At 38.8% G+C, this 19,517-nt stretch carries 17 protein-coding genes and 1 pseudogene; 4 read left to right on the top strand and 14 right to left on the bottom strand.

The features are described 5' to 3' along the window. Positions 1-82: 82 nt before the first annotated feature. From KTI79_RS08115 to pqqA, 7 genes are all read right to left on the bottom strand, one after another. A complete protein-coding gene (locus tag KTI79_RS08115) occupies positions 83-259 on the bottom strand; it encodes a hypothetical protein (protein ID WP_032056374.1) in 177 nt (58 codons plus the stop codon). A 578-nt stretch (positions 260-837) separates the two neighbouring features. After that, complete coding sequence (locus KTI79_RS08120; protein ID WP_032056376.1) at positions 838-1,890, bottom strand: dipeptidase; 1,053 nt, start codon at positions 1,888-1,890, stop codon at positions 838-840. A gap of 18 nt (positions 1,891-1,908) precedes the next feature. Beyond that, on the bottom strand, positions 1,909-3,063 hold the full coding sequence (gene pqqE, locus KTI79_RS08125; RefSeq protein ID WP_032056378.1) for a pyrroloquinoline quinone biosynthesis protein PqqE: 1,155 nt from the start codon (positions 3,061-3,063) through the stop codon (positions 1,909-1,911). Beyond that, complete coding sequence (gene pqqD, locus KTI79_RS08130) at positions 3,060-3,344, bottom strand: pyrroloquinoline quinone biosynthesis peptide chaperone PqqD (protein ID WP_032056379.1); 285 nt, start codon at positions 3,342-3,344, stop codon at positions 3,060-3,062. The genes pqqE and pqqD overlap by 4 nt, the downstream gene beginning before the upstream one ends. After that, a complete protein-coding gene (gene pqqC, locus KTI79_RS08135; protein ID WP_032056381.1) occupies positions 3,341-4,099 on the bottom strand; it encodes a pyrroloquinoline-quinone synthase PqqC in 759 nt (252 codons plus the stop codon). Before pqqC ends, pqqD begins: the two co-directional genes overlap by 4 nt. Before the next feature lie 8 nt (positions 4,100-4,107). Then, on the bottom strand, positions 4,108-5,019 hold the full coding sequence (gene pqqB / locus KTI79_RS08140) for a pyrroloquinoline quinone biosynthesis protein PqqB (protein ID WP_032056383.1): 912 nt from the start codon (positions 5,017-5,019) through the stop codon (positions 4,108-4,110). Between the two features lie 75 nt (positions 5,020-5,094). Then, positions 5,095-5,169, bottom strand: coding sequence for a pyrroloquinoline quinone precursor peptide PqqA (pqqA, locus tag KTI79_RS08145; RefSeq protein ID WP_001982218.1), 75 nt, complete (start codon positions 5,167-5,169; stop codon positions 5,095-5,097). A 249-nt stretch (positions 5,170-5,418) separates the two neighbouring features. Here pqqA and KTI79_RS08150 point away from each other — a divergent pair, with 249 nt between their 5' ends. Continuing rightward, entirely contained in the window at positions 5,419-7,206 is a 1,788-nt protein-coding gene (locus tag KTI79_RS08150) for a bifunctional metallophosphatase/5'-nucleotidase (protein WP_032056385.1), read from the top strand. Between the two features lie 54 nt (positions 7,207-7,260). Here KTI79_RS08150 and KTI79_RS08155 read toward each other — a convergent pair whose 3' ends face one another. Both KTI79_RS08155 and KTI79_RS08160 read right to left on the bottom strand, forming a co-directional pair. After that, positions 7,261-7,662 carry a transcriptional repressor gene (locus KTI79_RS08155; RefSeq protein ID WP_032056386.1) on the bottom strand — a complete coding sequence of 134 codons (402 nt, stop codon included), beginning with the start codon at positions 7,660-7,662 and terminating at the stop codon, positions 7,261-7,263. Between the two features lie 141 nt (positions 7,663-7,803). Continuing rightward, the gene (locus tag KTI79_RS08160) at positions 7,804-9,765 is read right to left on the bottom strand and encodes a TonB-dependent receptor plug domain-containing protein (RefSeq protein ID WP_086375794.1); all 1,962 of its coding nucleotides are present in this window, start codon (positions 9,763-9,765) and stop codon (positions 7,804-7,806) included. Positions 9,766-9,982: 217 nt separating this feature from the next. Here KTI79_RS08160 and KTI79_RS08165 point away from each other — a divergent pair, with 217 nt between their 5' ends. Continuing rightward, on the top strand, positions 9,983-13,144 hold the full coding sequence (locus KTI79_RS08165) for a multidrug efflux RND transporter permease subunit (RefSeq protein WP_032054922.1): 3,162 nt from the start codon (positions 9,983-9,985) through the stop codon (positions 13,142-13,144). A 52-nt stretch (positions 13,145-13,196) separates the two neighbouring features. Here KTI79_RS08165 and KTI79_RS08170 read toward each other — a convergent pair whose 3' ends face one another. The 5 genes and pseudogenes from KTI79_RS08170 to KTI79_RS08190 all read right to left on the bottom strand — a co-directional run bounded on the left by KTI79_RS08170 (position 13,197) and on the right by KTI79_RS08190 (position 17,802). Continuing rightward, positions 13,197-13,385, bottom strand: coding sequence for a phosphopantetheine-binding protein (locus tag KTI79_RS08170; protein WP_400198623.1), 189 nt, complete (start codon positions 13,383-13,385; stop codon positions 13,197-13,199). Between the two features lie 30 nt (positions 13,386-13,415). Continuing rightward, positions 13,416-14,066 (bottom strand): annotated as a pseudogene (locus KTI79_RS08175) (isochorismatase family protein); the annotation flags it as partial. A gap of 21 nt (positions 14,067-14,087) precedes the next feature. Then, a complete protein-coding gene (locus KTI79_RS08180) occupies positions 14,088-15,752 on the bottom strand; it encodes a (2,3-dihydroxybenzoyl)adenylate synthase (RefSeq protein ID WP_032054924.1) in 1,665 nt (554 codons plus the stop codon). Further along, positions 15,749-16,987 carry an isochorismate synthase MenF gene (locus KTI79_RS08185; RefSeq protein WP_032054925.1) on the bottom strand — a complete coding sequence of 413 codons (1,239 nt, stop codon included), beginning with the start codon at positions 16,985-16,987 and terminating at the stop codon, positions 15,749-15,751. The genes KTI79_RS08180 and KTI79_RS08185 overlap by 4 nt, the downstream gene beginning before the upstream one ends. Positions 16,988-17,031: 44 nt before the next feature. Next, positions 17,032-17,802 (bottom strand): SDR family oxidoreductase, encoded by a 771-nt coding sequence (locus KTI79_RS08190; RefSeq protein WP_086375793.1) that lies wholly within the window; start codon positions 17,800-17,802, stop codon positions 17,032-17,034. 266 nt (positions 17,803-18,068) lie between these two features. On the opposite strand from KTI79_RS08190, the gene fes reads away from it, so the two are divergent. Beyond that, complete coding sequence (gene fes, locus KTI79_RS08195) at positions 18,069-19,268, top strand: enterochelin esterase (RefSeq protein ID WP_032054927.1); 1,200 nt, start codon at positions 18,069-18,071, stop codon at positions 19,266-19,268. 29 nt (positions 19,269-19,297) lie between these two features. Next, positions 19,298-19,513, top strand: coding sequence for an MbtH family protein (locus KTI79_RS08200; RefSeq protein WP_003651732.1), 216 nt, complete (start codon positions 19,298-19,300; stop codon positions 19,511-19,513). Positions 19,514-19,517: the final 4 nt, after the last annotated feature.

Below are 19,517 nucleotides of genomic sequence, written 5' to 3' on the forward strand. Positions count from 1 at the left end.
ATTAAAATTAAATATTGCTGATAAATTTTTACTTTTAATAAAAATTAAAGGGTTCATTAACTGAACCCTTTTTTATTTAATTCTAAACTTGTACTGCATTATCAAGCGAACTATCGTTTTTATTTTTAGCAGTGTCTTTACTCATCAATGTGTCAGTATCACTATCTGTGTTAAAGCTCTTACTGTTCTTTTGCTTTTTCTTGTACATACACATGCCAATCGCAATACCGGTTCCCAACACTATAATTGATTTTAACATTTTGCACCTCTTTGATTAACGGAGTAACTTTTGAGCAATTAGCTTAAATTAATAGCATAAAATTTGTTATTTAAAGGCTTTCATTTGCTCCGCTTTTGTAAGGTGTTTATTTTTTATGTTAATTGAAGAGTAGAATATTCTGAAAAAATAAATTTTGATACAAAGCAAAAAGCCTATTCTAAAAAAAGAACAGGCTTTTTACTGTATTTCAGGATTAAGCAGTATTATGAATTGCTCTAAGCAATCTTATTATCTTTAAATACAATACAAATGTATTTAATGCTGAACTTTTAGTCAAGATGGGATTGAGGGGTTTTACCAATAATTAGTGATTATTGTGATGACTATCACGTTTATTTGATTGGGATAAGAAAAAACCCATTTCTACTTCTCATAAAGAAATGGGCGATGTGAAAACCACAAAAGACCTGAAATACCAAATGTTCTTACATTCAGTAAGGTTGAGTGTAGTGAATATACCGAATGGTTGACAATTAAACTATTTGTATTTTTTTTAGTCATTTCGGCCAATAAAAAAATAGTTATGATTCTGTAGATTAACTCTGTTTAGTCATTCATTATTGACCCAAAACTCTATAAAGCACCCTCACCCAATTATTAAGACATATATTTTCAATCAGTGTTTTAGAATAACCACGCTGTTGCATACGTTCAATTAAGCGATGTAGGCCTGTCACATCTTCAAGTTCAGTACCAATCAGTGCACCGTCAAAATCCGAACCAAAGCCCACATGCTCTTCGCCCAAATGATCCATTAAATATTCTAAATGTTCCAAAATTACATCAATGGATGTATCCGCATTTCGTTGTCCATCCGATCGTAAAAAAGCGACATCGAAATTTACCCCTACCATTCCTTTACTTTCTCGGATTGCTTTGAGTTGTGGGTCAGTTAAATTGCGTGCTTGGGGACATAAGGCATGTACATTAGAATGGGTTGCTACAATTGGCTGCTGCAATATATCTACAGTATTCCAAAAAGCTTTCTCATTCATATGTGAAACATCAATCACTATCTTTTTATCAGCACAGCGTCTTATAAAATCTTTGCCATCACTCGTGAGACCTGCTCCTGTGTCAGGTGAGTGAGGAAACTTAGCATTTAAACCATGTCCAAAGCGGCTAGGTCTATTCCAAAGTGGGCCAATACTACGCAAGCCTCTTTCATAAAATACATCGAGTAAATCAGGATTTTGCTGTAAAGCTTCAGCACCTTCCATATGCAATACAATTGCTAGCTTTTTCTCTGCCCGGCAATCCTGAATATTTTGAACCGATGTGCAGATTTTAATATTTTTAGAATACTGAGCAAGTTGGTGAGCTAAATCGAGTTGTTCTAAACAAATTTGTTCAATTTGCTGTTGGGTAAAATCAGAAGCATTTGGATCAAATAATTTATTGGGATGATGTTGTTGCACATAGCCATATGGAGGTAAAAAAATCGCAAACATTCCTCCAGTAAAACCAGCTTCTTGACAGCGTTTTAAATCAAGATGGCCAGCTAAACGGTCATGAATAAAAGCATGTACAGGATCTGGATGGTCACTTAGCCATAAACGTGTTAATGCATCATTATGTCCATCAAAAACTGGAATATGGCTAGGCTTCATGAGCATTCCTATTACTTGCTATATGTCTGTAATCGTGTGGACTGGAATATTTTGTGTAGCGCTTAAAGATTTGGAGTTTCTACTATTACGGAAGACTAAATTTTGCAAAGGTGCAGCCAACTGACTTTCTGACCGCGCTTGTTCAATCATTTGATGATACGGAGATTTCCCACATACAGGATCGGCATTAGCCGCATCTCCAGTCAACATATAGGCCTGACACCGACATCCACCAAAGTCTCGGTCTTTATCTGGACAGCTACGGCACCCTTCTGGCATCCATGCATCGCCACGGAAATGATTGAATCCGGTTGATTTATACCATATATCTGACAATTTATGTTCGCGGATATTTGGAAACGAAATGGGCAATTGTCGTGCTGCATGGCAAGGCAACGCCATACCATCTGGAGCAACTGTAAAGAAAATTTTACCCCAGCCATTCATACAAGCTTTTGGCCGTTCTTCATAATAATCAGGCACTACAAAAATGAGTTTGCAAGGATGATTTTGCGCTTTTAATTTTTCGCGATATTCATTGGTAATCTGTTCCGCACGTGTCAGTTGCTCTTGTGTGGGTAATAAACCTTGGCGGTTTAAAAAAGCCCAACCGTAAAACTGACAAATTGCCAACTCAACTGTATCTGCATTGAGCTCAAGGCAAAGTTCAATGATTTGTTCAATTTGGTCAATGTTATGTCGATGAATAACAAAGTTAAGCACCATTGGATAATCGTATTTCTTAACCAATCGGCACATTTCATACTTTTGTTCAAAAGCATGTTTTGAACCTGCTAAGGCATCATTCACCACAGGATCGCTAGCTTGAAAGCTCACTTGAATGTGGTCTAGGCCCGCTTGTTTTAGATCGGCAATACGTTGTTCGGTAAGGCCCATACCAGAGGTAATGAGGTTGGTATAAAACCCTTGTTGATGAGCATGTGCAACGAGTTGTTCTAAATCCTGACGTACCAGCGGTTCACCGCCAGAGAAACCAAGTTGAACAGCACCCATTTGACGTGCTTGATCAAAAACATCAAACCACTCTTGAGTGGTCAGCTCATTTTTATGCTGAGCATAGTCCAAGGGGTTTGAGCAATATGGGCATTGTAGCGGACAACGATAAGTTAACTCCGCTAATAACCATAAAGGCAGGCCAACACCTTCTGTCATACTAAATCAATCCAGTGTTGCTGTTTTGCAACCAGCATGTAATCCACTACATCCTGATCAATCTCAGCAATATCACCAAATTTTTGCTTTAACTGGGCAATAATTGTAGAAACATTTTGCTGCCCATCAATATATTGTCCAATTGCCCCTGCACTTTCATTTAATTTGATCATGCCTTCAGGATATAAAATCACAAAACCATTTTGAGCTGGCTCGAACTGAAAACGGTAACCTTGTCTCCAAGTTGGCACAAGGTTTAAATTAAACTGCTCTTTATTCATTTAAATAGTCCTTTGTGCCAAACTCGTTTGCTTGTCACGCTGTGATACGGTGCTTCATTGTGAACATATGCCAAAGTTAAAGCATCTAAAATGCTCCATAAAATATCCAGCTTAAACTGCAATATTTCAAGCATTCGTTCTTGTTGTTCATGAGTTGTAAATGAATCAAGCGTAATCGTTAAACCATGTTCAACGTCACGGCGTGCCTGACTTAAACGAGAACGGAAATATTCATAGCCTTTATCATCAATCCATGGATAGTGTTGTGGCCATGAATCAAGTCGTGACTGATGAATTTGTGGAGCAAAAAGTTCAGTTAAAGAACTGCTTGCTGCTTCACGCCATGAAGCACGGCGTGCAAAGTTCACATAGGCATCTACTGCAAAGCGAACACCCGGTAATACCAGTTCTTCAGAAATAACTTGTTCACGACTCAAGCCCACAGCTTCGGCTAAGCGTAACCATGCTTCTCGACCACCGCCATCTGGATATTCACCATCTTGATCGATCATACGTTGAATCCATTCTTGACGGACTCGCTGGTCGGGGCAATTTGCCATAATTGCCGCATCTTTAAGCGGAATATTAATTTGATAGTAATATCGGTTTGCAACCCAAGCCTGAATTTGTTGCTGGGAGGCTTTACCTTCATACATCATCACGTGAAATGGGTGATAAATATGATAGTACTGACCTTTATCGATAATAGCTTGTTTGAATTGTTCAGTCGTTAAAGCTTCAGGTGTTTGAGTCATGTTTCACCTTAGAGTTCAATCTGCATGCCATCATAGGCAACTTCTACACCATTTGCTTTAAGCTCAGCAAACTGGCTAGAGTTTTCATTTAAAATTGGATTGGTGTTGTTAATATGAATCAGCACTTTTTTAGGTGTACTCAGCTGGTTTAAATAAGACAGTGAACCACCTTCGCCACTAATATATAAATGCCCCATTTCACGGCCAGTTTTAGTTCCAACCCCTGTTTGTTGCATTTCATCGTCTGTCCAAAGCGTACCATCAATCATGACACAGTCTGAACTCTGCATAATCTGCATGATTTGATCGTCAATTTTTCCAAGACCTGGTGCATAGAATAACTGCTTCTGTGTTTTATGATCTTTAATAATTAAAGCAATATTGTCGCCGTCATGTGGGTCATTTCGATGCGGTGAATATGGTGGCGCAGCGCTTTTAATAATTAAGGGCAAAAATTCTAAATTTTCGAAACCATCAATTTTAAAGGCTTGTTTAGGATTAATTTCATGGTATTGAAGACCACCAGTCCAGTGTTTGAGCATATTAAATACTGGAAAGCCGCTCGTTAAATCTTGGTGGACCATTTCTGTACACCATACATTCATTGGGCAACCTTCACGTAAGGTTAAAAGCCCAGTCGTATGGTCTAACTGACTGTCCATTAAAATAACGCTTGTTATTCCTGTATCACGCAATTTACGTGCTGGTTGAGCTGCTTTAAATTCGAAAAGTTGCTGACGGATATCTGGTGATGCGTTTAATAAAACCCAGTCTATTCCATTTTCAGAAACAGCAATTGATGATTGAGTACGAGCTTTGGCTTGGATTGACCCTGTGCGTACACCATGACAATTCGGGCAATTACAATTCCACTGCGGGAACCCGCCTCCGGCAGCTGAACCTAAAACATAAATATACATAAAATTAATATCTTATTAGAAAGAGATAAGCCCTAGAACAAGACTAGGGCTTATGACATATTTGGATGAAACTGATTAACGCGCTTCGAAGTACATGGTAACTTCAAAACCAATTCGTAAATCAGTAAAAGCTGGTTTAGTCCATTGCATAAATTATCTCCGGTTCATATTAATCTTATGAAATGAATCACTTGATTAAGATTTATAAGGCAATTAAAAATTTATTCTAAATAAAAAAATTGGGTTTGTAGACCACCCCTAGCTAAGATATTGTTCGATAATTGTATTTTTTGTCCAAATTTTAATATTTCGAACATATTTGCTTATTGGATGTTTCATCAAACATTCATACTAAAAGCGTATTTTTTTATCCGTCTTAATTGATCAAATGATAAAAAAATGAAAAATTTAACAATACTTTTTAAAGTAACAACACTTTCTCTGGCAGTAGCGTTATTGGCGGGATGTAATGATGATGATAATGACACCGCACCACCTGTCCAAAGAAGCAATCAAACCGTAAATATTTTAGCTTTTAATGACTTTCATGGAAATCTTGAGCCACCTAAGCGTTATGTCGAGGCACCAAATCCAAATGATGCTGCTCAATCTGTTCGTATTCCTGTGGGTGGAGTGAGTTACTTTGCCGATGCGATTAAAAAACTTAAAGCAGAAAATCCAAATAATGCTGTGGTTTCGGCAGGCGATTTAATTAGTGCCTCTCCGCTCACTTCTTCTTTATTTTTAGATGAACCAACCATTGAAGTCATGAATGATATTCAAATTGACTTTAATGCTGTCGGTAACCATGAATTTGACCGTGGTACAGATGAATTACGCCGTTTAAAGAACGGTGGATGTCAGCAATATACCAGCACTGCGCCTTGTCAAATTAATAAAAACTTTAGTGGTGCAAAATTTGATTTCCTTGCTGCTAACGTAGCAATGAAAAATGATGCGAGCAAAACGATCTTTCCTGCCTATAAAGTCAAAACCTATGGTGGTATTCCAGTTGCATTTATTGGTTTAACTCTGAAAGCAACGCCAAGTATTGTTTCTGCTGCCGGCATTAAAGACGTTGAGTTTCGTGATGAAGCCGATACCGTAAATGCCTTGATTCCTGAGTTACAAAAACAAGGAATTGAAGCGATTGTAGTGGTGGTACATGAAGGTGCAGCGCCAAGTACGAAGTTTAATGAAAAAACATGTGATGGCTTAAGCGGCCCGATTTTAGGAATTTTGGATAAGCTTAATCCAGCAGTTGATATTGTTGTTTCAGGCCATACACACCAATCTTATATTTGTGACTATGCTACAAAAAATCCTGCAAAACCGTTCTTACTTACCTCAGCTGGACAATATGGCACGCTCATTACTGACATCAAGGTTGAACTTGATGGTAAAACTGGTGATGTGATTAAAAAGGATGCTAAACAAGTTCCTGTACAAAGTGAGGCCTATACATCTGGCACAACCACCGTAAGCCTTACCGATCTCTATCAAAAATTTAGTAAAACACCAAGCATTGAAGCGATTTTAGATAAATATCGCCAAGCGGTGACTACCATTTCAAGCCGTGTGGTTGGAACTGCAACAGCAGTAGTAAGTCGTACTCAAGTTGAAAGTGGTGAAAGTCCGCTGGGTATTATGATTGCAGATGCTCAGCAAGCGGCTGCGTTAAAGGCAAGTAACCAAGGCTCTGACTTTACTTTAATGAACCCAGGTGGTGTACGTGCCGATCTACTTATTAACAGTAGTAACCAGATTACATTTGGCGATGTTTTTGCGGTGCAACCTTTTGGTAACTCTATTGTGACTTTGAGCTTAACGGGTAAGCAGATTAGAGATGTACTTGAGCAGCAATGGTCTGGTGCAAATGCAAACTCACCTAGAATTTTACAGCCGTCTAAAGAATTAACTTATCAATATGCGGCAAATACGTCTGTTTCACCACGAGCAAGTAACATCATGGTTGCTAGTTCACCATTGGTTGACACTAAGGTATACCGAGTAACAGTCAATAGCTTCTTAGCAGATGGTGGTGACAACTTTACAGTATTAAAAGAAGGTCAAAACCGTGTAGGTGGTGGTCAAGATATTGATGCCCTTGAAAGCTATATTGCGGAAAATTCAAAGAATTCACCTTTAATTATTCCAGCGACTACTCGAATTAAAGTCATCAAATAGCAAATTTAATAAAAAAAGGACAGTTTAGGCTGTCCTTTTTTCTCTCTAAACTTTTTATTCTGTATAGAGATTAAGCTCAATACTACTGATATTAGTTCCTGTATTCGCAAAAATAACATCTATGACTTCATGAAGTAGTTCTTTCACTTTTTCATGTTCATAACTGGTTGCTTCTGCCGTTTTTAGACAAATCAAGTTACAGCTCATCTTATCTTTTCTAAGCTTATAAATACTCTTGCTTTTTCCTAGAAATACTCTTTTGATGAGTTTACGGTTTTCAAATTCCGACAAGATTCGATAAACCGTTCCTAGCGTTATTTTATGTTCATTTTTAATTTGCGCATAAATACTCACAGCACTTAAGCCTTGTGGATTTTGATTTAAAATTTCAAAAACCTGTATTCTCGATTTTTTTATTGGTAGTCCATTTAATAATGATTTTGAAGTTGCTGTCATGATTAATTAACCTTAATGTTGAAAAAATATAGAAATTTTTTAAAATTATTTTGTCTATACTTAATTGAAAATTATGGATATTTGTATGTTAAAAAAGCAAAGCCTATTCCCCTATGAATAGGCTTTGCCCTTCGTTTTACCTTAGAAACTATAAGTCGCTTTTACAAAATAATTACGGCCATAAAGTTTGGTATTAAAGGTTTTATTTTTATCTTCAAGATCAACATCGGTCAGGTTTTTTACACCATAGTCCAATGTTAAGCGTGGTGAAAGTGGTGAAGTAAATGTCACGTCATAAGTGGTATAGGCTGGTAACTCTTTCGTTGCAGAGTACATTTGCTTACCAACGTAGCTTACCCCTGCATTTACACGGAAGTCTTCAACGGGTGCCCAAGAAATTGAACCATTAGCCAGCCATTCTGGTCGTTCAGTTAAGTCTTTACCTGTGGTTTTATTTTTTGCATCTAAGTAAGTAGCGTTTGCCTTAACACCTAAATTATCCGTGAAGTCATAACCACCTGTAAGCTCAACTCCTTTGAGTTCTGCACGGCTTACATTGGTCCAGATTTTTCTAAAATCACCCACTAAACGCGGGTCTCCATCACTTAAAGTAATAGCTTCAATCAGATTCTTCACATCATTTTGGAAAACGGTAACACCAGCATTCCAGTTTGGACGAGTCACAATTAAGGATGCTTCATAGTTGGTGCTTTCTTCTGGTTCTAAGTCAGGATTACCTCGAATATGACAACTACCACCACATGAAATCATTGAGTAATTGATATCTAACTGTGCTGGAGCTGGAACTTTATAAGCTTGACCAACACCACCTTTTAAGACCACACCTTCAGCGAGTTCATAGGACAAATAAGCTTTACCAGTCGATTTACCATCAAAGTCATCAAAGTCGTCGTAACGGCCGCCTAAAGTTAAAGTCAGTGCATCATTAATATGGGTATCGTTTTGAACAAATACACCGTAACTCTTCTGCTGGTTTTTTCCAGTGCCGATATAGCTCACAACGTCTGTAATTTTTTGGTCTTTATAATCAAAACCTGCTGTGGTGTTATTCATGAGCCAGTCAAAGTTCGCGAAAGCACGACCAATTAAATTTTCTTGCTTATATTGACGATTTTGTGGCGCATCATATTCGCTGTCATAGTCATAAATTTTAGCTGTTTCTTTACCAATGTAAGCTTCTGTTTTACCCCAACCCCATTTTCCGCGGTGTGCAATTCCCACATTGGTTCGTTTCATTTCTGATTCTTGAATTGAAGTTGCCGCATCTTGGGTCAATGGGCGTTTATCATTGTTATAACCCAAATCTAGGTCTAAAGTTTGTTGGTCATTAATGTTCCAACTTAATGTACCATTTACGTTTTTAGTATCTTTTTCTACAAAGTAAGCGCCATCTGGATCTGGTTTCCCATTTCGGTACCATGCATCACGGTTATAGGCATCTCCGGCCAAAGTAAAACTTAGATTGTCGGTTAAACCACCGTATAAGTTAAATCCGTAACGGAATTGATCTTTACCATTTCCGCGGTCTGCTCGGTTATATTGCCCAAAGACCGAACCATGAAGTTGTCCGTCTTCAGCTTTCTTGGTAATAATATTGATGACTCCACCCATAGCATCTGCTCCATAGAGAGATGACATCGGTCCGCGAATAACTTCAACACGTTCAATACTATTTAAAGGAATTGCACTCCAGTCAAAGTCATTACCACGCCACATGGCACCATTAGATGACATGCGCTTACCATTTAAAAGAATTAAGGTGTAGTTACCTGATGTATTTAGCATTCCCCGTATAACGATTTTATCTTGACCGCTGTTATAGTTATAAACCCCAGCTTGTTTTTGTAAAACATCAGCAAGACTGAGCGCCGCACTACGTTCAATCTCTTCACTCGTGATCACACTAATGGATGCAGGTGCTTTATCTACATCTTGTTCTTTTAATGCAGCGGAAACTACAATAGTTTTAAGTTTTTGAACTGATTCATTATTACTCGGCTGTTCACTATCTGTATTTGCTTGAACTGCAAACGGAAGCAGTGTTGAGATGGCGACCACCAGCGCCTTTTTAGTTAACGTCATTTCTCGGCCCTTATTCTGGATAATGATTACCACATGATAATTATTATCATTTATGATGTGCCGAGCATCATATACTCATGACTTTTACTGTTCAAGATAAAAATAATTATTATTTGTATAATGATAATCATTATTGTTTGTGGCTTAAAAAAGCGTTAACATTAAACTTTCGTGTGCCTAAAAACCTATTTAAAACAATCTTAAAGTAGACATAACAATGCTCTCTCGTTTTTTTATCTACCACCCTATCTTTGTTTGTGTCATTGCAATCACTATTCTTATTTTTGGTTTTTTTGCCACTTTAGCCATGCCTGTCGAACGCTATCCAAACCTTGCACCGCCCGGTGTTACGGTTGTTGCAAACTATCGTGGTGCAGCTGCTGACACCGTAGAAGAAAGTGTGACCCAAATTTTAGAACAACAAATAAAGGGGCTGGATAATTTGCTGTACTTTACGTCACATAGTGAATCGTCCGGAACGAGCAGCATTGATATTCATTTTAAAATTGGCACAGATATCGATAAAGCGCAGCTCCAAGTACAAAACCGAATTAATGGTGCTTTAAACCGTTTACCTGAGGAAGTTCAAAGACAAGGCGTAAACATATGGAAAACCACTGGCGATATGCTGCTGATTGTGGGGCTATATGATGAAACAGGAAAAACCAGCAATATTGATTTGTCTGATTATATGGTGAATCACTTTGAACAACCTTTAAGTCAATTACAAGGAATTGGTGAAGTTGATGTTTTTGGTTCAAGTTATGCCATGCGCATTTGGTTAAACCCAAATCAGCTTAGAAATTACCAACTTGTGCCGAGTGATATTGAAAAGGCCCTCGAAGATTATAATACCCAAATTGCTGCTGGTTCGATTGGTGCAATGCCCTCTGCTTCTGATCAAAATATTTATGCAAAAGTAAAAGCAGGTTCGCGCTTAAAAACAATTGATGACTTTAAATCGGTAGTCGTTAAAGCAAATGTTGACGGTAGCCTTGTTTATTTAAAAGATGTCGCGAGAGTCGAGTTAGGAGCAGAAAATTACGAAAGCATTAATACACTTAATGGCTACCCATCGGCAGGTTTAGGTATTTCTCTAAGCCCTGATGCGAATGCAATCGAGACTTCTGCTCTTATTAAAGAAAAAATGGCTCAGCTTAGCCAGCATTTACCAGCAGGATATAAAGTCGTTTATCCACGAGACAATACACCATTTATTGAAGAGTCAATTAAGCAGGTCATGATCACGTTGCTTGAAGCAATCGTGCTCGTTGTTATTGTGATGTATCTCTTTTTACAAAATTGGCGTGCAACTCTTATTCCAACCATTACTGTTCCGATCGTCATTAGTGGCACATTTGTAGTGTTATATCTATTTGGGATGAGTATTAACACGCTTACGCTATTTGCACTGGTTTTAGCGATTGGATTATTGGTTGATGACACGATTGTAGTCGTAGAAAATGTTGAACGTCTCATGCACGAACAACAACTGAGTGTACGTGAAGCTTGTTTGATGTCGATGCAAGAGATTAGCGGTGCATTGGTGGGTATTACGCTGGTCTTAACCGCGGTATTTATTCCAATGGCTTTTTTTAGTGGTTCGACGGGTATGATTTACCGTCAGTTTCCTATTACATTAGCAGCAGCCATGTTGTTATCGCTATTTGTAGCTATAACCATCACGCCAGCAATGTGCGCAGTTTTATTAAAAAAACATCATAAAAAACCAAAATGGGGACAAATGCTTGAGCTTGCTCTTCAAAAATTCAGATCAGCTTTTAGTTTTTTATCTGTTCGTTTAATCCAGTTTAAAGTATTTTCCAGTCTGTTGGTTGTGGGCATCGCGGTTATTCTATTGATGATTTACCGCAGTTTGCCTACAAGCTTTATTCCAAATGAAGATCAAGGATTACTTGCTGTTCCCTATAGTTTGCATAACAGTGCTTCAATGAGCCAAACCGAAGAAATTGGAAGACTCGTCAATAATTATTTCTTTGAACATGAAGGTAAAAATATAAATACCGTACTGGTCGTAAATGGACAAAACTTTTCAGGGAGCGGTCCAAATTTAGGTATGGCCTTTGTTTCGCTTAAACATTGGAATGAGCGTAAAGGAGAAGCTAATACGGCGAGTGCTATTCGTGAACGTGCCCAAGCATATTTACAAAAAAACTTGCCGGCTAAAGTCATGGTAGGAATGCCACCAAGTGTATCTGGTTTAGGTCAATCTGACGCTTTAGAACTTTGGCTTAGAGATGTAAATGGTCAAGGGCGCGATGAATTAATTAAACAATATAAAGCCTTAGAAAAAGAATCTCGAAATTATTCAGCCTTTGAAAATCTAAGTCCTCTTGTGAGTGAAGATAAAGCCGAAGTATTTATTCAACTCGATCAAAATAAAGCCAAAATGTTAGGAATTGACCAACAAGCAATTCGTTCAACACTATCGACTGCCTGGGGTGGAAACTATGTTGGCGATTTTGTTGAACGAGGTCGAATTAAGAGAATCATTATGCAAGGCGATGCAGAGTTTCGTTCTAAACCCGAGGATTTAGCGTATTGGCATGTACGCAACAACTCAGGTGGAATGCTTTCCCTTGCTCATTTTGCGCAAAGTCAGTGGACAGGTGGCCCAGAAGCTCTTACCCGATTTATGGGACTAACTGCCATTCAACTTGAAGCCAATGTAAGTCCAGGCTTTAGCTCAGGTCAGGCAATGCAACAGTTAAGTGATATGGTCAGTAAACAGTCTGGTATAGATGTCGCATGGAGCGGTCTTTCTTTACAAGAGCAACAATCAAGCCGTCAAGCGATCTATTTATATCTCATTTCTATTTTGTTTATTTTCTTATGTTTGGCTGCCTTGTATGAAAGCTGGAAAGTTCCTTTTATTATTTTATTAGGGCTTCCCTTAGGTATTACAGGCACTATTATTTTTGCTTGGATTTTTAAGTTACCTAACGATGTTTACTTTCAAATTGCCCTATTAACAGGTATTGGCTTATCTTGTAAAAATGCCATTCTCATTGTTGAGTTTGCGACTCAAGCACTCAAACAAGGAAAAAGTAAAATCGATGCGGCTAGTGAGGCTTTAAAACTACGTTTACGTCCGATTTTAATGACTTCTCTCGCCTTTGGTGCGGGTGTGGTTCCTCTAATTTTTGCAACTGGGGCAGGTGCTGCGAGCAGATATGAAATTGGAATGAGCGTATTTGGCAGTGTCGTGTTTGGTACATTACTGGTACCGCTATTTACTGTGTTCTTCTTTGTTGTGGTTCATAGTTTACCGAGTTTTCAGTGGTCAATAAGCAAACCATGGTTGAGTAGAACTTTGAGATTTAACAGCCGTATTAAAAAAGACAATACATCCTTTTAAAACTTAGAATAAAAAAAGCAGATTTAATATCTGCTTTTTTTATTCTTTCAAATTAAGCGACTAGCTTCTCAATCCAAACTTCTAGGGTTGGTTGTTCAGCTAAATCTTCAAAGCTTACCTGTGCGCCGTAAGCTTGCCATTTACCCACTAATGTCATGAGTCGTACTGAATCAAGTCCAAGCATGAGTAAATCATCATTTAACTGAATGTCTGATGCAGGAATCTGAAGCTGTTCACTCACTGCCAAAACAATACCTTCTTGAGTAAGTGGTGATGCAGCTTGTTCAAGCGCCCAAGCTCGTGTGACTTGCTGAGTTGCCATCACTTGCCCACAACGTGTACTTGCGTATTTTAAAGCCATATCGTGTTCTTCACGGCTAAAATCAGCGAGCGCGTCTCCGCATAAAAATGGCTGGATATTTAGCATAAAGGCTTCCGCTGCACTCATAAGACAGCCAATATGAGTATAAACACCACAAATGATGAGCTGGTCGCGGTTTGACTCACGCATGAGTTGTTCAAGTGGAGAAAACTTAAATGCGCTATAACGCCACTTTGTTAAAACAGTATCATTTTTTTGAGGGGAAATTTCCGGCAAAATTTGAGTGATTTTCGGATCATCTTTTAGGCCAGTTCCCCAAAAGTCAGTTAATAACTGGCGATGTTCAGGTGTCTGGTTACCGGGCTGTGCCGTATAGACCACAGGAATATTAAACTTACGCGCAGTTTCAATCAGTTCTTTGGTATTTTTAATAAGCTCTGGAATAGGCGCTTGAGTTTGATCATAAAAATCTAAAAAATATTGCTGCATATCATGTACTAATAAAACAGCACGATTGGTATGCAACTGCCAATGTGTTTTATTCGCTGTAAACTCGTGCGCTTGTGGCATGCTGTAACTAGCAATTTTAGGAATACTCATCAAATTTTTCCTTTTTCATCTTTAAGCAAGAACATTGGTGTTAGTTTCAAGTTGTTGACGTAATTTTTTTTTGTCGATTTTTCCAAAGGCTGTATATGGAAATTGCTCGATAAATTCGACTCGATCGGGAATTTTGTAGGTAGCCAGTCCATAATCCTTAAGATGTTGACGAACTGACATTGCAAGACGAATGGGGCTTGGGTCATCACTTTGTGCTTGCCATGCAATAAATGCACAGCTTTTTTCCCCCATAATCTCATCAGGCATAGCAACTAGTGCTGCCAAACGGATTTGTGGGTGAGTTAATAAAGCTTGTTCAACCTCTTCGGTCGCAATTTTTTCACCAGCGCGATTGATTTGTTCTTTTGAACGGCCTTCTACCACAATGCAGCCATCTTCGCGAATACGCACTAAATCGCCTGTTCGATAAAAACCATCTGGTGTAAAAGAACGAGCATTGTGCTCTGGTGCTTGATAATAGCCACGAATGGTATAAGGCCCACGAGTTAGCAAATGCCCTACTTCCCCAGCGTCTACTGGCTGATCGTTATCATCCAGCACCAAGATTTCATCATCTTGCGAGATTTTTAGACCTTGGGTATGGATAATTTGCTCTTTCGTCATGTCAAAACGGGTGTAGTTCACCAGTCCTTCTGCCATGCCAAAAACTTGTTGTAGATTGACTTGGAACTCATCAATTAGGCGTGAGGCAACGGCATCGGGTAAACGTGCTCCTCCGACTTGCAAGCAACGAAGAATCGACAATATTGGATCTTGATCTTTCGCTGCTTTATCCATCCATGGTCGAACCAAAGCAGGAACCAAACAAGCATCAGTCACACCGTGTTTTTTGATTAATGAAAAAGCAGTTTCAGGGCTTGGATCAGTTCCTAAAACCACAGCCCCACCTGAATAAAAAATACCTAAAGAACCGGCCGAGCTCATTGAAAAGTTATGCGCCGAGGGTAAAACCATGAGTAAACGTGATGACTGATTAAGACGGCAGATTTTTGCGCTCTCACGTACGCTATATAGATAGTCGTCATGGGTACGTGGAATCAGTTTAGGAACACCGGTACTTCCACCTGAAAGTTGTAAGAAAGCAACCTGATCCGCCGTAGTTGGCGAAATCGCCTCATCTAAAATATTGGTTTCTTTTAATAGATCTTGAATAGCTACATATTTGTCGGCATTTCCGAGGACAAATATATGTTGTAAGCAAGGAGCAGTTTGCTGAAGCTTTTCGGCGAGCTCTCGGTAGTCAAATTTTTGTGCACCAAAATCAGCGCAGAAATAAGCTTTTGCTTCAGTTTGTTTAAAAAAACTACTGAGTTCTGCAAAGCGATGTGCAGGTAAAGACATCACAGGTAAAGCACCAAGCCGAATCAGTGCAAAAAATAAAACATAGAACTGATAGTGATTCGGCATTTGTACAACTGCTTTATCGCCCGCTCTTAGTCCATGTTGATATAAGTGGCTTGTACAGTAATCAACTAAATGATCAAACTCAGTGTAACTAACGGCTTTATCACCATCATATACTGCTATGTTTTGCGGGTATTTTTGAGCATTTTCACGCAAGAAATCACTCAAGTTTTGTCCAAGCCAGTAACCTTTTTTACGGTAAATCTCTGCAAATTCTGCTGGATATGGCACGGCACCATCCAGATAAACCTGTGTTGTCATGTGTTTGGTCCTTGTATTGGCAATTGATTGGGTGAAATCTGGAAACCGTCCAGCACAGTTCGAAATTTAGCGGCAGTTTCAGCGTGTTCAGCTTGTGGTCGAGAAGCTTCAACAATGCCCGCACCAGCAAATAAACGGGCAATGTTCTGATAAATTCGGGCACAGCGAACAGTCACCGACCATTCACCATTACCTTGTTCATCTGCCCAGCCCATAGTTCCTGCAAATAATTCACGGTTAAATGGTTCAAGTTGCTGAATTAGTTCTTTCGCAATTGGACTAGGCTCCCCACAAATTGCAGGGGTTGGGTGCAAGCGTTCAATTAAGTCAAAAACATGTGTATCGGCTTGCTTAAGTTCGCCAGTAATGTGTGATGCCAAGTGCCAAAGGCGTTTGGTACGAATGAGTGATGGTTGCTTAGGTACTTTTAACTGCTTACAAAAAGGTGTGAGCTCATCGGCAATCATTTCGATGACGAGTGCATGCTCATGTTGATCTTTTTGTGAAGCAAGTAATGCTCTGGCGTTGTTTTGGTCTAGAGTTGGATCGTCATCACGAGCCAATGTGCCAGCAACCGGTTTACTCCAGATTCTTGTATTTTGCTTTGCAATTAAAAGTTCGGGGCTTGCACCGACAAACCATCCTTCACTTTGAGGATGCCTCGCGACGGCATAGTTATAGCCTTCGGGATTATGCTTAGCTAAGTTATAAAGTAAGTCCGAGACGGGAATATTTTGTTCAAACTCAAGTTGTAAAATACGAGCAAGTACGGCTTTATCGAGTTTTTTTGCTTGCATTTGTTGAACTAAATACTCAACCTGCTGTTGGTAATGTTCACCTAAAGGGAAATAATCCGCCTTTTCTAAAGATAAAGAATCAAAATCAATATCAGACTGTGCATAGAGTACTTTCTGATAGATTTTTGCATTTTGCATCAGCATTAAATTGACATCCGCTGCCGAGCAAAATGGTAGTCCACCCATAATCTTGACGTCTTTATAACCGTCATTTATTGCAAGTTCTAATTGAGCTCGTGCTTCATCTAACCAATCTTTTAAAAGGCTATTTTTAGCAACTTGAATATCACGTAATTTTTGATGACTATTGATGGTGTATTCTGGCGTGGTAAAAATAAAACCTGCGTCATTTCCACAATTTAAAATTTCTTGGGCTAATGCAACGCGGCTTTCAGTAAAATTTTCTCGTTGGATAAAATACGGATGCTGTGCCGACATCTCGCAACTCCTTATACAGTTATTTTGTTGTAATGAATGGATGTTTAAACGCCTAAAGTGGCTCCTCCATCAACCACAATTTCTTGCATGGTAATTTGTGCAGCCTGATCCGAAAGTAAAAAACTCACCGTATTGGCAATATCTTCAGGTTGGGCTAATTTTCTTAAGGGAATGCCTGTACGGTATTGGCTTAAATCTCCATCGATTACCGCAGGCGGAGGCGAATTATCTGTCCAAAGCTGCTGCTGCATTTGGGTTAACGTAGAGCCTGGTGAAACAATATTAAGCCTTACTTGGTGAGGTGCGATTTCAAGCGCAAGATTACGGCAGTAATGGCTCAATGCAGCTTTTGTCGTTGCATACATGCCAAGTTGTATACGTGGCATACGTGAACTGTTCGAGCTAATCGTGACAATACTTCCCTGCTTTTTTTCACAAAAATGCTTGGCCAGTTGTTGACTAATCGCAATAGGTGCCATGACATTTACTGCGAAAAGTGTTTGCCAGTCTTCTGTGTTTGCTTCAAGCATAGAACGCATAATCAAAACGCCTGCCGCATTCACTAAACCTGTCACGCTATATTTGTTTAAAATATTGTTAATGAGCTTTGCTGTTGTTTCTTGATCAGTAATATCTTGCTGAAAGCCTTGCCAACGCGATATTTCACGTTCTTCTAGCTTTTGAGTGATTTCCCATTGTTCTGGGTTTTCCTGTCGGTCGATGCCGATCACTTGATACCCTTGCTGCAATAATTTTTTTGCAATAGCAGCTCCAATACCTCTTGCAGCACCTGTGACTACGATGGTAGAGCTCATGTTTTACTCCAATTTGACTCGAATATTAAATTGCGCCACATAATTGCAAATAATTATCATTATTATCAAGTGCGATAAATATCAAACATAAGATTACAATCTAAATCAAGTTATTTATTAACCATAAACCTAATTTAAATTATTGTTTTTAAATAATATTAATAAAACCCATCTTTTTTTATTGATTATAATGATAATTGTTTTCATTTACTAATGAGAATCATTCTGATAATTTGACCGCGCTTTCTTGTCGAGATGGACTCAAAATGAAGCCATTTTCTCAACCCTTACATCCCCTATTTCAACAAATCAATGTTGGGAGTGAAGTCTGGTGGAATACCGTAAAAAAACTAGGTAGCCCGCTGGTCAACCTACAAAAAAATAAAGCGCTATGTACCTTTATTTGGCGTAGTTCTGAACTCAAAGAAAGCCTTTTTGTTTATATCGATATCTATTCACAAAGCCCTTCTATCTATCAAAAGTGGAATCGTTTTAGCCGTATAGCTGGGACAGATGTGTACTTTTTTGAAATAGAGTTGCCTCTAGCTTGGGCTGGTAGTTATGTTGTAGTTACTGCTAGTGAGGAAGCCCCAGAAACAGATTGTGCAGCAACGCGACGCGCATGGTGGCAAACCCAGCTTAAACAGAGTGCTCAAATTGATCCATTCAATCAACATCGGTTTTACACGGGACATCTGGCTCGATACATCAATCAAATTCAACTCGAAAGCACAAAATTTTTAATAGGCGATTACCCAATTACAAAGACATTTCAATGGTCAAGTCGCTTATGCCAGCAGGACTATTTAGTCGACGTTTTTATTAGTCATCAATCGACTCAAGAAGACTTACCACTTATCATTTTGCTTGATGGCCAACTCTGGAGCCGAGAGCTTTCGATTATTCCCGAAATTCAGCATTTGACTGATTCAAATAAGATTCGTCCAGCAGTTTATGTTTTTGTTCATAGTTTAAATAGTCAACAACGCCAACAAGATTATGGTTGTCATGATGCGTTTAGTCAGGCATTGGTTTATGAACTTATTGAAACGCTTCTAAAAGAATATTCCTTTATTTCTAAAATAGACATTACGTTATGCGGTCAAAGTTTAGGTGGATTATGCGCTTTACATAGCGCTTTGTTGTTCCCGACCATTTTTACTTCTCTGATTTTACAATCTGGATCTTATTGGTGGTCAGATTTTTCGAACAGCACGTTAGGTCAAAAATATAAAGGGAATATTTTAGAACTGCTTCAAAACCGATCTCATCCATTATCAAAAACAACTCAAATTTATATCAGTGCCGGCACGTATGAAACCGATATGCGGGACGATGCCCTACAGCTTTATCAACAATTGCAATCATTCAATCAAGTGAGCTTTCACAGTTTTTCAGGCGGACATGATGCCGTGAACTGGCGTACCGACTTGCTTAAGGCATTGCAAAAAATTCTTTCACTATAACCATTTGTTTCATCAAGGATAACAATATCATGAGCAACTTACAGGAAAACTATATTAATCCTTTCGATAACGAAAGTTTGTCTTTTCAGGTTTTAAAAAATCAACAAGGTGAGTTCAGTTTATGGCCTGCTCAACATCAAGTGCCGTCGGGGTGGGATGTTCAGCATGGACCGGATACACGGGCTTCGTGTATTGCATATGTGGAAAAACACTGGGTTGCGATTAACCCCTTTCAACAAGCGTAAAGGA

It is taken from the genome of Acinetobacter sp. WU_MDCI_Abxd143, assembly GCF_025514195.1.
Lineage (GTDB): Bacteria > Pseudomonadota > Gammaproteobacteria > Pseudomonadales > Moraxellaceae > Acinetobacter > Acinetobacter pittii_H.